Origin of the sequence: Pseudarthrobacter sp. AB1, assembly GCF_014926485.1 — a bacterium.
In the GTDB taxonomy this organism is placed as follows: Bacteria; Actinomycetota; Actinomycetes; order Actinomycetales; family Micrococcaceae; genus Arthrobacter.
This window is the reverse complement of sequence record NZ_PZKO01000022.1, coordinates 105,291-117,988: the sequence shown is the minus strand read 5'-3', so window position 1 is coordinate 117,988 and position 12,698 is coordinate 105,291. Positions and strand designations below refer to the sequence as shown.

Below are 12,698 nucleotides of genomic sequence, written 5' to 3'. Positions count from 1 at the left end.
ACGCAGCCATCTGGCTTCACTGGTAAAGCCGAGCAGGGCCTGCATCACGGCCAAGGTGATCAGCTCAGCATCGGTGATCCTCGGGCTGATTCCGATGCGGGGCCGGGCCGGGATCCGTTCCGGATATGCCTTTAACAGATCATCGGCTGCCACATACAATGCAGTAGCAAGGGTGTCCAGATCGGCGTCCACGTGAGCCTCCAAGTTCGACGTTGGGTAGATAACGCCGATTCTGGACACCCTTGCCCTCTAAACCGCCGCGCCGCGCCGAACACACCCCTTGGAATTACTCATCTAGGCCCTTGCTGGTTGACCTGGAATTCGTGCTGCGGATCTGATGTCTCAGCAGCGTTGTCAGTTTCAGAAGTCGCCTGCGCTCATCCAGATCGGGACCGCAAGGGCCTCGCGCGTGCGGTCAGCGCTTCCGACCAGGGAAGGGACACGGTGGTGGCCAGGATATACGCCATGGTGCTCGTCGAAGTAGTCGACGGGCCGCTGATGCGGCGGGCTGATTAGGCGAGGGAGAGGAAGAGCTTCTCCAGGTCTTTCGTCCCCATGCTTGCATCCTTTTGGACGATGCACTGTTCAAGCCCGGTGGCAATGATGGCGAATCCGGCCCGGTCGAGGGCCTTCGAGACGGCGGCGACTTGTGTGGGATTCAGCTCCAAAGGATTCTCCAGAATAGATCGCGGGTGTTTCGTAACTTTATACCCCCCAGGGTGTTTTGGCTACCCCGGGGGGTATCTGTAATACTTGGTGGGGTATCCACCTGACCCCTCCCGAGAGGCCTTCAATGACGTCCCCTTCCAAAGCAACCGCCGTTAAGGCACTTGCCCCGGAGACCCTTCAGTCCTGGTTTAAAGAGCACCGGAACCTGGTGGTAATCGATGTGCGTTCCGCCGCGGAGTTCGAGTCCATGCATATCCGAGGCTCCTACAATGTGCCGCTGCCGTTGCTGTCCGAGCACACTGACGAGCTTGCCGCCCGGCTGGGTTCGCGAGTGGTTCTGGTGTGCCAGTCCGGGGTGCGGGCCGAGCAGGCCCGCCAGCGCATGGCTACCGTTGGTCTGGACACCGCTTACGTCCTCAACGGCGGCGTTCCTGGCTTCGCCGCGGCCGGTGGCGACGTGGTCAAGGGGAAGGACCGCTGGGACCTTGAACGCCAGGTCCGCCTGGCCGCAGGTTCCCTGGTGGTTCTGGGTCTGGCCGGGGGCAGGTTCGTCTCCCCGAAGATCCGCATGCTGGCCGGCGCCATCGGGACCGGCCTGACGTTCTCGGCCGCGACCAACACCTGCGCCATGGGCAAGGCCCTCTCGGCCATGCCGTGGAACAAGGCAGCCGCGGAGCCCACCCGAGAAAGCGCCATCCTGCAGCTTCCCGTTCCGGCCGCAGAAGAGGACGCCGCGGCATGATTCCGGCCCTGGGTCTGGGGCTCGTCGTCGGGATCGTCCTGGGCGTAGTGGGCGGCGGCGGGTCGATCATCGCCGTTCCAGCCTTGGTTTACGGGGTGGGCATGAGCCCGGCGCAGGCCATCCCCACCTCTCTGCTGGTAGTGGGAGTGTCTTCGCTGGCAGCCCTGCTTCCCCGGATCCGGGAGGGCCTGAACTGGCCCGTGATCGCATTGGTCGGGGCCGCCGGTATTCCGGCGGCCTGGGCCGGCGCGGCCGTAGGCAAGCTGCTGGATCCGAACATCCTGATGCTGGGGTTTGCCGTGATCATGGTGGCTGCGGGCATTCGGATGCTGATGAAGCCCCGCGAGTCCGAAGGGTCCTGCAGCACCGGCCCACACCGGGCTTTCCGGTCCTGCGCCCCGAAGGCCGTGACAGTGGGCCTGCTCGTAGGATTCCTCACCGGACTGCTCGGGGTAGGCGGGGGCTTCCTCATCACCCCCGCGCTGACCATCTTCCTGGGCCTGCGGATGAAGCAGGCGGTCGGAACCTCCCTGGCGATCATCATCATTAACTCCGCCGCCGGCTTCAGCGCCCACGCTGCCGGCTACACCATCGACTGGGCCACCACCCTGGCGTTCGCGGTCCCGGCCATCCTGGGTTCCGTCCTCGCCGCCCGCCTGGCCCGCCGCCTGAAGGACAAGCACATCCGCGTATCCTTCGCGGTACTCATCTTCGCTGTCGCGGCGTGGGTCACCGCCGGCACCCTCACCGCCTGACGCCACCCAACAAGTACCGCAGGGATCGAGAAATCCCGTTCCGTGGTCGGCCTGTGTGCCTCCGGCATGCGCTCCGCCTCGGCCGTCCGGCAGCTCGCAGCCAAGGGCTACGACGCCAACTCAGTGCGCGGCGGCATGGCCGCCTGGCGCCAGGCCGTCGAACCCGTCCGATAACAACAGCCCAGAATATTTCGAAGGAGAATCCAATGGCTGAAATCACCATCACCGAAGCCGAGCAGCGCCGCAACACGGCCCGCATCCTCGATGTCCGCGAGGACTTCGAGGTAGAGGAAGGCCTGATCCCCGGTGCCCTGCACATCCCCATGGGCCAGCTGCAGGCACGCCTGTCCGAACTGGATCCCGCCGTCCCCGTCATCGCCGTCTGCCGCAGCGGCAACCGCAGCGCAGCAGTGGCTGACGCCCTCAACGGGGCCGGCTATAGCGCGGACACGATGGCAGGCGGCATGATCGCCTGGACCCGCGCCGGACTCCCCACCACCTGACGCCCCAGTACCGCCACCTAAGACAACGCCCGAAAGGACACGAAAGACAAATGGCAACCATCGACGTCACCGAACAGAGCTTCGCCCGGACCCTGGAGGGCAACGAGATCGTCTTCGTTGACTTCTGGGCAGCCTGGTGCGGCCCCTGCCGCATGTTCGCCCCCACCTACGGCGCCGCCGCCGAACAGCACCCGGACATCACCTTCGCCAAGGTGGACACCGAAGCCGAACAGGCCCTCGCCGCCGCAGCAAACATCACCTCCATCCCCACCCTGATGGCCTTCAAGGACAACACCCTCGTCTTCTCCCAGCCCGGAGCACTCAACGCGGCCGGACTCGAGGAAGTCATCCAAGCCGTCAAGAACCTGGACATGGACAACCTTCGCGCCGACGCCGCACCGCACCACCCCTAACACCCGAGCCCCCAACGGAGTGGCACACCCCTCATTGCCATATACCCCCAGGGGTATTAGAATCAGTAAAGAACAAACACCCAACTTCCCCTCACGAAGGAGAACGCCAGATGCTTTTCGAGCGTATTTACGACGAGGACCTTGCCCAGGCCAGCTACCTGATCGGCTGCCAGGCCAATGGCACGGCCGTCGTTGTCGACGGCCGCCGCGACATCGCCGTTTACCAGGACTTGGCCGAGAAGAACGGCATGAAGATCGTGGCCGTCACCGAAACCCACATCCACGCCGATTACCTCTCCGGCACCCGCGAACTCGCTGCCGCCACCGGCGCGAAAATCTACGTCTCCGGTGAAGGCGGGCCGGACTGGCAGTACGAATTCGACGGCGAACGCCTTTACGACGGTGACAAGATCACCGTCGGCAACATCAGCATCCAGGCCGCACATACCCCGGGCCACACCCCTGAGCACCTGTCCTTCCTGGTCACCGACGGCGCATTCAGCGACCAGCCCGGCTACCTGCTCTCCGGCGACTTCGTCTTCTCCGGTGACCTGGGCCGGCCGGACCTGCTCGACGAAGCAGCCGGCGGCGTCGACACCCGCTTCGAGGGCGCCAAGCAGTTGTTCGCCAGCTTGCGGGATAAGTTCCTGACCCTGCCGGACTACGTCCAGGTCCACCCGGCCCACGGGGCCGGCAGCGCCTGCGGCAAGGCACTCGGCGCCATCCCCTCCTCCACCGTCGGCTACGAGCGTCTTTACTCTTGGTGGGGCCCCTACCTCGCCACCAACGACGAGCAGGGCTTCATCGACGAACTCCTCGAGGGCCAGCCCGACGCCCACGCCTACTTCGGCCGGATGAAGCGCGAAAACCGTGTGGGCCCGGCCGTCATGGGCGAACGCGCTCCGCTACAGGAACTGAATCCCGAAAAGGTCGCGAAAGACCTCTCCGAGGACAAGGTCACCTTCATCGACACCCGCCCGAACAGCGAAGTCCACGAGGGCACCGTGGTCCGGTCCCTGAACGTTCCGGCCGCGAAGTCCGTGGCCAGCTACGGCGCCTGGGTGGTAAACCCGGAGACGGACAAGAACCCGCTGGTGCTCCTGGCCGCCGACCAGGAATCCGCGCAGGACATGTGGGACCACCTGGTCCGCGTGGGCATCGACAACGTTGCCGGCTACCTCACCAGCATCGACAGTCTGCCCACCTTCACACCCAAGCTCATCCAGCCCGAGGACCTCGCCGGCTTCGAGGCGGCCATGGTCCTGGACGTCCGCAACCGCACCGAGCACGCCGCCGGGCACATCCCTGGCTCACACCAGCTCAGTGGCGGCCGCGCCATGTGGCACCTCGACGAACTCCCGGCCGAGGGCACCATCGTGAGCTACTGCCAGTCCGGCGTACGGAACTCCGTGGCTGCCAGCGCCCTCCGCCGCGCCGGGTACGACGTCGTCGAACTCGACGGCAGCTACGCTGCCTGGAACGCCTTGCAGAACAGCGTTCCTGCTGTCTAAGCAGGCGTAGCGGTGCGAACACCAACTAAGTAAAACCAGGGTGCGGTGGTACGGCGCGTTCCATCCGTGCCACCGCACCCTGTTCAGCGACTCACCAACCAAGGAGAATCACATGTGCCGGGCAGTGAAATGCGAAAAATGCCACAAGACGACATGGGCCGGATGCGGCCAACACGTAGACGAAGTCCTGCGCGGAGTTCCCAGCTCCCAGCGCTGCCCCGGTCACGCGCGGGAGAGCCGGTCCGCGAGGGGCTTCTTCGCCAAACTCTTCGGGCGGTAGAGCTCCTTAGCCGCCCCGGAGATCGTCAGCTACGGCAGCCTGCGGCAGTACCAGCAGGTAGCCGGCCGGCATGTCGCTGCTCCAGCGTCGCGGCTCGCGGACCACGAACTGGGTCGCCAGCTGCTCGGGGGTGAGCAGGCTGTTGGGCGCGGGCGACGGACCCCATTGCCCGCTGCCGTGCGGGTAGAGCGGATCCTGGACGCGGACGCCGGTAACCGAGAACCCGGGGAACTGGCCCGGATCGCCGAGCGACTCGAACCCGCTCATCACCCACGCGTGGCGGCCGCTCCACATGACCAGCCCGACCGGCCGACCTGTGCCGGCGATGGCTCGCGCTGCGGTCTGCAGCGCGTCCTCGTAGCCGGCGATGCTGACGACGGCGTATGGACCCATCCCGGCCTCGGTCAGCACCTCCGCCCAACCGATCGGGTTGGCACCGTTGAACGAGTCGGATGACCGTGCCCGGGCCATCTCCCACAGTTCGTTCTGCTGGGCACGATCGGCCCACGTGCGGCTCCCGGTCTCGTCAGTGAGGTTGTGCGCCATCTGGATGCTCGCCGCAACACACCAGTCAAAGGTGTACTGCGGCACGAAGTCGCCCTCCTGATAGAGGTTTAGGGCGAACGCCTGGGGCGCCGCGGATGCCGTCGGCGCCGGGGTCGGCGTGGGGGCCGGAGCCCAGCGCGGGGTAGGGGTGACGTCGTCTGCGGCTGGCGAGGCCGAGGAGGTCACGGACGATCGATCCGTGGCGGCGTCGTCGAGGTCCACCACGGCAGTGCAGGCCGTGAGAAGGGACGCCAGGACAACGAGCCACGCCAGAAGACGGGCAGGGGCACCGGTCATAATCGAAAGTCTAGCGCGATGCGGCAGCCCAGTATCCCGCAGTCCATGCCGCGTTAAACGCCTACGGCGGGGCGTCCCAGCATGCGGCCGGCGCGCAGGACCAGGACGCGGCGGAAGCTGCGGTCCACTACGACGACGTCGGCACGCAGGCCCGCGCGGAGGCTTCCGATTTCGTGTTCCCGGCCGATGATGGCCGCCGGCACCGCAGTGGCTGACAGAACAGCGGCGGCCGGCTCCACCCCGGATTCAATGGTCCGCCGCACAACGTCCAGCATTGTGGCCGTCCCGCCGGCGAGCGTCCCGCCGGCGAGCGTGCCGTCGCTGAGCCGGGCCACGGCACCGCTGACGGAGACGGAGGCGGGGCCCAGCTCGTAGTCGCCGTCGGGCAGCCCGGTGGCGGCCATGGAGTCGGTCACCAGGACCACGTTGGCCGCGCCTACCAGCTCGAAGACCGTCCGGACCGTTTCGGGGTCCAGGTGCGCGCCGTCGGCGATGAGTTCGACGGCAATCGTGCCGGCCCTTGCCAGCCGGAGGCACGCGGCGACGGGTCCGGGGCTGCGGTGGTGCAGCGGCGGCATGCCGTTAAAGAGGTGTGTGACGGTGGGGCGCGATACGGTCCCCAGGCCGGAGGCCGCCAGCAGCTCCGCCGCCTCGGTGAGGGAGGCCGCCGTCGTCCGCGCATCCGCGTCAGTGTGGCCCAGCGACGGTGTGACGCCGTGCTCTCCGAGCGTGCGCACCACGGCGCCGGCACCGGGAAGTTCGGGCGCGTAGGTCATGGTCCGCAGGTGGCCGCCGGCCGCGGCCAGCAGCTCGCCCAGCATGGGGAGGTCCGGCTCGCGCAGGTACCGCGGATCCTGGGCGCCGCAGCGTGCATGGGAGAGGAACGGCCCTTCGGAGTGGATGCCCGCGATGAGTCCCTCGTCGGCGAGCTGCCGCAGGGTTGCCAGGCCACGCATCAGGTCCTCGCGGGACGCCGTAACCATGCTTGCCAGCAGCGTGGTGGTGCCGCTGCGGTGCAGGAAGTCCACGGCGGTCCTGGCAGCCTCGCTATCGCCGCTGGGGAAGTCGCCGCCCACGGCGCCGTGGCAGTGCAGGTCTACGAGGCCGGGCAGAATCATGCTGCCCGGCGGAAGGTTAAGTTCTTCAAGGCCCGGCAGCGATGCCTCGTCCAGGCCCCCACGGGGCCCCACATACGCGATCCGGCCGTCCGCGACGGCCACCACAGCGTCGGCCTGGGCCGATCCGTCGGTCAGGACCGTGCCGGCCAGCAGGTAGTTCCCGGCCTCGGCGCCGGCGGGCTGTGTTTGTTCCGGCTGTGTTTGTTCCGGCGGCGGGTTCACTTCAGGGCCTCGGCGAACCAGCCGGTGATGGTGGCCGGGTGCGTGATCGCGGTACCGACGACGACGGCGAACGCGCCGGCGTCGAGGCACTGCCGGGCCTGGGCGGGGGAGTGGAGGCGGCCTTCGGCGATGAGCGGCACGCCGAAGCCCGCGGCGGCGATCTGCTCCAGCAGTTCCAGGTCGGGGCCGTGCGTCTTGGGGCGCTCGCCGGAGTACCCGGAAAGCGTGGTGCCGATCAGGTCGGCCCCGGCCGCGACCGCAGCGGCAGCGTCGTCGAACGAGCCGCAGTCCGCCATGACCAGCGCGTGGGAATCCTGATGGATGCCCGCCACCGTCTGGGCCAGGGTCAGGCCGTCCGGACGCTCCCGCCGCGTGCCGTCGATCGCCACCACGTGTGCGCCCGCGTTGGCCACCGCCAAAGCGTGGCGGAGTGTGGGAGTGATGAAGACGCCGTCGTGCCCGTCCTTCCAAAGCCCGATCACCGGAACCTCCACCGCTGCCCGCGTGAACTGCACATCGGCCAGGCCTTGGACGCGGATAGCAGCGGCGCCGCCGATCACGGCGGAGGCGGCAAACTGCGCCGTGGTGCGCGGGTCCCGCATGGGCTCGCCCAAATACGCCTGGCAGGAGACGATGAGTTGCCCGCGCAGGGCTTCGAGGGCTTCGGGGGTCAGAATCACGGTCGGTTCCTCTGGAAGGTTGGCGGAGCGGGCTGACGATCGGGGTGGGGCAAGGTGGTCAGGCGGGGTGCTTTGGACGACGGAGTCAGGACGCAGTGGTGAGGACCAGCCGCGCGGCGCCCACCATTGCTGCGGCATTGCCGAGTTTAGCGGGCAGGACCGGGAGGCCGAGCAGGGCCGGCAGGAGTTCGGCGCGCAAGGCCCGTTCCATGGGGCGCCACCAGGGGGCGCCGGCGTCGGATAGCCCACCGGAAACCACCACTACCTCGGGGTCCAGGATATTCGCGAGACCGCCCACCGCCTGCCCTGCCGCGGCGGCGCCGAGGCCCACAGCTTTGATGGCCACGGCATCGCCGGAGCCGGCCCGGGCAAAGACTCCGCGGGCGTCCAGCACCGGCTCGTTGCCGCCCAGCCGCAGGTACGCCTCGCGGATGGCGGGCCCGGAGGCGACTGCCTCAACGTGCCCGGCGCCGCCGCAGACGCATGGCACGGGCAGGCCTTCGTGGAAAGCGTACGGGGAGGCGAAGTGGCCCACGTGTCCGCCCGCGTACCGGTGACCCAGGACCGGGTGCCCGGCCAGGACAAAACTGCCGCCGACGCCGGTGCCGAAGGCCACCAGGAGCGAACTGGTGGTTCCTGCGGCGGAACCCGTCCACGACTCGCCCAGGGCGTGCGCATGGACATCGTTCACAGCCTGTACAGCCTCCGGCGCCAGGCCGAGCCGGGCGGCCAACGCTGCGGTCAGCTTGGTCCCGGCCCACCCGAGAATGGCATCCGTAGCCGACACCACCACACCGCGTCCGGCATCGATGACCCCTGCCGAGCCAACCCCGACCCCCACCACGTTCAGGCCCTCTGCTTGAGCCCGGGACATGAGGGAAGAAATGAGCGCCGCAGTAGCGTCCAGGATCGCGTCGCTGCCATCCCGGTTCAGGGTAGGAATGGTCTCCGAAAACAAAACCTCCCCGTCCCCGGAAACAACCCCGGCAGCAGTCTTAGTACCCCCAAGGTCAACACCGATCGCGTACATCGTTCTCTACACCAGGCCGTTGCGTTCCAGGATGACGCGGATTGCCTTGGTCTCGTCCTCGTCCAGGGAGAGCATGGGGGCGCTCATGACGTTGGTCTTGATAACGCCCATGAGCTGCAGGGCGGTCTTGAAGGCGCCCAGGCCCGCGGCGTTGCCGGACATGCGGCCGGCCTTGGGGGTGTAGACGATCTCGAAGACGTCGGCCAGGCGGTCCTGTTCGGCTGCGGCCTGGGCCCAGTCGCCGGCCTGTGCTGCGTCGAAGAGGCGGCGGTAGCCGGCCGGGTCAACGTTGCCGAGGCCCGGAACAACACCCTGGGCGCCGCCCAGGAGGGCGCCGTCCACAACCACTTCGTGGCCGGTGAAGATGTCGAAGTTGGGGATGTCCTTGGCGGCCAGCAGCAGCTGGCGGAACGAGACGTCGTCGCCGGAGGAGTCCTTCACGCCGGCAATGACGCCCTCGCGGCCCAGCTCGACCAGAAGGTCGGTGGGCAGCTTGAAGTGGGTGCGCACCGGCACGTCGTAGGCGAAGACGGGGACGTCGACGGCGGCGGCGATGGAGCGGAAATGCGTGCCGTTCTCCTGGGCGTTGGAGATGGCGTAGTACAGGCTGGTGGCCACGATCGAGTCGGCTCCCAGCGCGATGACGCGCTTGGCTTCCTCAATGACGCGGTTGGTGGTCTGCTCTACGGCGCCCACGATGACCGGCACCTGGCCGGCGTTCACGCCTGCCACGGTCTGCACAACGAGGTCGCGCTCGCTGTTGGTCATGTGGGTGACCTCGCCGGAGGAACCCAATACAAACAGGCCGCTGACGCCGCCGTCGAGCAGGTGCTTGGTGACGTTTTCCAGCGACGGTACGTCGATGGCGCCATCGGCGGTGCGGGGGGTTACGACGGGCGGAATGACGCCCTGGAAACGGGAAGCGACGGTGGTCACGGTGTTCTCCAAATATTGATGGTTAGTCGAAAATTTCTGGCGGGAAGGCTAGATGTGGAGCAGGCTCGGGGCGGCGCCCAGGAGCTTCTTGGTGTAGTCGTTGGCCGGGCTGTCGAAGACCTGGGTCGCGGTGCCCTGCTCGACGATCTTGCCGAAGTACATAACGCAGATGCGGTCCGAGACGTAGCGGACGGTCTGGATGTCATGCGAGATGAAAACCATGCCGAGGTTCAGCTGGGTCTTCAGGTCCGAGAGCAGGTTCAGCACCTGGGCGCGGACGGAGACGTCAAGGGCCGACGTCGGCTCGTCCGCCACGATGATGTCCGGATCCAGCGCCAGGGCACGGGCAATCGCCACACGCTGGCGCTGGCCGCCGGAAACCTGCGACGGCGTGACTTCTGCCGCGGACTGCGGCAGGCCCACGAGGGCCAGCAGTTCCTTGACCTTCGCCGCACGGGATGCGGCGGTGCCGATGCCGTGGATCTGCAGCGGGTCGGTGAGGATGTCCTGGACGGTCATGCGCGGGTTCAGCGCCGTCGCGGGGTCCTGGAAGACCACGGACACGGAGCGGCCGAATTCCTTGCGCATCTGTGCGTTGCGCTTGATGGCGGGCTTGCCGTGGAACAGGACCTCGCCCGACGTCGGCGGCTGAAGTCCCACGAGCACGGACGCGAGCGTGGACTTACCGCAGCCGGACTCACCCACGATGCCCACGGTTTCGCCGCGGCTGATGGTGAAATCGACGCCGTCGACCGCTTTGACGATGTTCGGGCGGAAGAGCCCGCCGCCACGTGCGTGGTGGTAGACCTTGACGTCCTTGAGCTCGATGACCGGCTTAGAGCGTTGCTGTATTGAATGGCTCATTTTGCATCCTCCTTCAGGTGGCTCGCCCAATAGTGGTCCGCGTCCCCGCCGTTGGCGGCTCCCACCGACGTCAGGACCAGCTGCTGGTTGGGGTCGGCGTCGGACCGCAACGAACGCGGGGCGAAGCGGTCTCCCGGGGCGAAGTCCCGTGGGGACGGGACGGTGCCGGGGATCTGGTGCAGGCGCACGGCGTCGGCCTCGATGGAGAGGACAGCGCCGAGCAGGCCGCGGGTGTACTCATGCCTGGGGTTCTGCAGCAGCTCCGAAGCCTGTGCGGATTCCACCACCTGGCCGGCGTACATCACGGTGATGCGGTGGGCCAGGGATGCCACCAGGGCGAGGTCGTGGCTGACAAAGACCATGGCGAAGCCGAGCTGTTCGCGCAGTTCGTTGAGCAGGTCCACTACCTGTTTCTGGACCGTGACATCCAGTGCGGTGGTGGGCTCATCGGCAACCACGATCTTCGGCGAACGGGACAGGGCCATGGCGATCAGGACGCGCTGGCGCTGGCCGCCGGAGAGCTCGTGCGGGTAGCTGGCAAGCGTTCGGACCGGATCGAGCCTGACCAGTTCCAGCAGCTCGGTGGGGGTCTTGCGGCCGCCGCGCTTGGTCAGCTGCTCCATCTGGTCCTTGATCTTCATGGACGGGTTCAGGGAGCTCAGGGCGTCCTGGTAGACCATGGCGATCTGCTCGCCGCGCAGGCCTTCGTAGGCTTTGACGCTGCTGTGGCTGGTGGCCGGATCCAGCAGTTCCTTGCCGTCGAACTTGATGGACCCGGTGACCTGCGCGGTCTTGGGCAGCAAGCCCATGACCGCAAGGGACGTGATGGACTTGCCGCAACCGGATTCGCCCACCAGGCCCATGGTCTCGCCTTCGCGGACCGTAAAGGAGACGTTGTCCACAATCGCGGTGTCGCCGAAGCGGCCCGGGAAGCGGATGGACAGGTTCCTGACCTCGAGGACATTGCGCACTCCGGCCGGCACCTGGGGGAGTCGGTCGGTGCGCGTGGCCTCGATGGCGGAAAGCAGTTCCAGTTCCTTGTCCAGCAACAGGTGCGGGTTCGCCGCGGCCAGCATCGGATCGGAGAGGATGGCTGCCTCGTTGTAGTGCTCCTCGGTGAGGACGTCGCCGAAAGCGGCGCGCACGCCGTCGAGCTCGTGTTCTTCCACCACCGAAGGCTGGGCCACGGAAGTGCCGATCTGGGTGTCGACGCCGGCGCCCACCGCTGCGCCGGACACAACAGCCGATGCGCCGTCGTCGTCCTTTACTGCAGGTGCCTTGCGCAGTTTCGGGTTCACCATGGCGTCGGTGAGGCCCTCGGCGAGGATGTTCAGCGAGAGAACGGTGAGCAGGATGGTCACACCGGCAAAGGTGGTGGCCCACCAGCCGCCGGACAGGACCAGGTTGCGGCCGTAGGAGATCACGTTGCCCCACGACGGTGCGGGGTCCTGGACGCCGGCGCCGAGGAAGGACAGCGAGGCTTCGAGGATGATGGCGTCGGCCACCATCACCGTGGCGAACACCAGTACGGGGGCCGCGGTGTTGCGGACGATGTGCTTGAGCAGGATGTAGAAACGGCCTGCGCCGATCACGCGCTCGGCGCGGACGTAGTCTTCGCCGTACTGGGAGAGTACATTGGCGCGGACCACGCGGGCCAGCTGCGGGGTGTAGATGATGGCGATCGCGATGATGATGGTGGGAACCGAGTTGCCGAACGCGGCCAGCAGCACTGCGGCCAGGGCGATGCCCGGGAACGCCATCAGGATGTCCATCAGGCGCATGATCAGTTCGTTGATGGCCTTGCTGGACGTGGCGGCGAAGGAGCCCAGCAGGGCGCCTGCCAGGATGGCCAGGATGACGGCGCCGAGGCCGATCATGAGCGAGGACTGGGCGCCGAAGAGCAGGCGGGAGAAGATGTCGCGACCCAACCGGTCGGTGCCGAAGAAGTGCTCGGCGCCCGGCGGGGTAGCGGGGATGAAGGTCTCGAGCGGATCGTGCGGCGCGATGACGGGCGCGAACACGGCGGAGAGGACGATCATGATGAGGAAGAGGAGGGCGATGCGGGAGCCCCAAGGCAGGGCCTTGAAACGGATGCCCGGGGCACTCAGCCGTTCAGCAAGCTTGCTACGCAT

Annotated in this window: 14 protein-coding genes and 1 pseudogene; 6 read left to right on the top strand and 9 right to left on the bottom strand. The window is 67.2% G+C overall.

Annotated elements, in window-relative coordinates:
- The coding region (locus DAD99_RS07560) for a hypothetical protein (RefSeq protein ID WP_227007548.1) at positions 1 to 192 on the bottom strand (192 nt) is incomplete at its 3' end.
- Positions 193 to 512: 320 nt separating this feature from the next.
- A pseudogene (locus tag DAD99_RS07555) lies at positions 513 to 653 on the bottom strand (metal-sensing transcriptional repressor); the annotation flags it as partial.
- A 140-nt stretch (positions 654 to 793) separates the two neighbouring features.
- On the opposite strand from DAD99_RS07555, the gene DAD99_RS07550 reads away from it, so the two are divergent.
- The 6 genes from DAD99_RS07550 (at position 794) to DAD99_RS07525 (ending at position 4,593) form a co-directional block, all read left to right on the top strand.
- On the top strand, positions 794 to 1,411 hold the full coding sequence (locus DAD99_RS07550; RefSeq protein ID WP_193341011.1) for a rhodanese-like domain-containing protein: 618 nt from the start codon (positions 794 to 796) through the stop codon (positions 1,409 to 1,411).
- The gene (locus DAD99_RS07545) at positions 1,408 to 2,166 is read left to right on the top strand and encodes a sulfite exporter TauE/SafE family protein (protein WP_193341010.1); all 759 of its coding nucleotides are present in this window, start codon (positions 1,408 to 1,410) and stop codon (positions 2,164 to 2,166) included. Before DAD99_RS07550 ends, DAD99_RS07545 begins: the two co-directional genes overlap by 4 nt.
- Positions 2,167 to 2,190: 24 nt before the next feature.
- Positions 2,191 to 2,340: a rhodanese-like domain-containing protein gene (locus DAD99_RS07540; protein WP_193341020.1), complete on the top strand. Its 150-nt coding sequence runs from the start codon at positions 2,191 to 2,193 to the stop codon at positions 2,338 to 2,340.
- 32 nt (positions 2,341 to 2,372) lie between these two features.
- Entirely contained in the window at positions 2,373 to 2,669 is a 297-nt protein-coding gene (locus DAD99_RS07535; protein WP_193341009.1) for a rhodanese-like domain-containing protein, read from the top strand.
- 50 nt (positions 2,670 to 2,719) lie between these two features.
- Positions 2,720 to 3,082, top strand: a complete 363-nt coding sequence (trxA, locus tag DAD99_RS07530; protein ID WP_193341008.1) for a thioredoxin — start codon at positions 2,720 to 2,722, stop codon at positions 3,080 to 3,082.
- A 110-nt stretch (positions 3,083 to 3,192) separates the two neighbouring features.
- Complete coding sequence (locus DAD99_RS07525) at positions 3,193 to 4,593, top strand: rhodanese-like domain-containing protein (RefSeq protein ID WP_193341007.1); 1,401 nt, start codon at positions 3,193 to 3,195, stop codon at positions 4,591 to 4,593.
- 286 nt (positions 4,594 to 4,879) lie between these two features.
- On the opposite strand, the gene DAD99_RS07520 is transcribed toward DAD99_RS07525, so the two are convergent.
- The 7 genes from DAD99_RS07520 to DAD99_RS07490 all read right to left on the bottom strand — a co-directional run bounded on the left by DAD99_RS07520 (position 4,880) and on the right by DAD99_RS07490 (position 12,698).
- The gene (locus DAD99_RS07520; protein ID WP_193341006.1) at positions 4,880 to 5,716 is read right to left on the bottom strand and encodes a hypothetical protein; all 837 of its coding nucleotides are present in this window, start codon (positions 5,714 to 5,716) and stop codon (positions 4,880 to 4,882) included.
- Positions 5,717 to 5,769: 53 nt separating this feature from the next.
- Positions 5,770 to 6,987: an N-acetylglucosamine-6-phosphate deacetylase gene (locus tag DAD99_RS07515; RefSeq protein ID WP_227007780.1), complete on the bottom strand. Its 1,218-nt coding sequence runs from the start codon at positions 6,985 to 6,987 to the stop codon at positions 5,770 to 5,772.
- Positions 6,988 to 7,052: 65 nt separating this feature from the next.
- A complete protein-coding gene (locus DAD99_RS07510) occupies positions 7,053 to 7,736 on the bottom strand; it encodes an N-acetylmannosamine-6-phosphate 2-epimerase (RefSeq protein WP_185262204.1) in 684 nt (227 codons plus the stop codon).
- 85 nt (positions 7,737 to 7,821) lie between these two features.
- The gene (locus DAD99_RS07505) at positions 7,822 to 8,766 is read right to left on the bottom strand and encodes an ROK family protein (protein ID WP_193341004.1); all 945 of its coding nucleotides are present in this window, start codon (positions 8,764 to 8,766) and stop codon (positions 7,822 to 7,824) included.
- A 6-nt stretch (positions 8,767 to 8,772) separates the two neighbouring features.
- Positions 8,773 to 9,702, bottom strand: a complete 930-nt coding sequence (locus DAD99_RS07500; RefSeq protein WP_193341003.1) for a dihydrodipicolinate synthase family protein — start codon at positions 9,700 to 9,702, stop codon at positions 8,773 to 8,775.
- 48 nt (positions 9,703 to 9,750) lie between these two features.
- On the bottom strand, positions 9,751 to 10,566 hold the full coding sequence (locus tag DAD99_RS07495) for an ABC transporter ATP-binding protein (RefSeq protein ID WP_193341002.1): 816 nt from the start codon (positions 10,564 to 10,566) through the stop codon (positions 9,751 to 9,753).
- Complete coding sequence (locus tag DAD99_RS07490) at positions 10,563 to 12,698, bottom strand: dipeptide/oligopeptide/nickel ABC transporter permease/ATP-binding protein (RefSeq protein WP_193341001.1); 2,136 nt, start codon at positions 12,696 to 12,698, stop codon at positions 10,563 to 10,565. Before DAD99_RS07490 ends, DAD99_RS07495 begins: the two co-directional genes overlap by 4 nt.

Bases quoted from the DNA above. Each gene is read 5' to 3' on its own strand.
- DAD99_RS07550 (WP_193341011.1), top strand. From the start codon at position 794: ATGACGTCCCCTTCCAAAGCAACCGCCGTTAAGGCACTTGCCCCGGAG.
- DAD99_RS07545 (WP_193341010.1), top strand. From the start codon at position 1,408: ATGATTCCGGCCCTGGGTCTGGGGCTCGTCGTCGGGATCGTCCTGGGC.
- DAD99_RS07535 (WP_193341009.1), top strand. From the start codon at position 2,373: ATGGCTGAAATCACCATCACCGAAGCCGAGCAGCGCCGCAACACGGCC.
- trxA (WP_193341008.1), top strand. From the start codon at position 2,720: ATGGCAACCATCGACGTCACCGAACAGAGCTTCGCCCGGACCCTGGAG.
- DAD99_RS07525 (WP_193341007.1), top strand. From the start codon at position 3,193: ATGCTTTTCGAGCGTATTTACGACGAGGACCTTGCCCAGGCCAGCTAC.
- DAD99_RS07520 (WP_193341006.1), bottom strand. From the start codon at position 5,716: ATGACCGGTGCCCCTGCCCGTCTTCTGGCGTGGCTCGTTGTCCTGGCG.
- DAD99_RS07505 (WP_193341004.1), bottom strand. From the start codon at position 8,766: ATGTACGCGATCGGTGTTGACCTTGGGGGTACTAAGACTGCTGCCGGG.
- DAD99_RS07495 (WP_193341002.1), bottom strand. From the start codon at position 10,566: ATGAGCCATTCAATACAGCAACGCTCTAAGCCGGTCATCGAGCTCAAG.
- DAD99_RS07490 (WP_193341001.1), bottom strand. From the start codon at position 12,698: ATGCGTAGCAAGCTTGCTGAACGGCTGAGTGCCCCGGGCATCCGTTTC.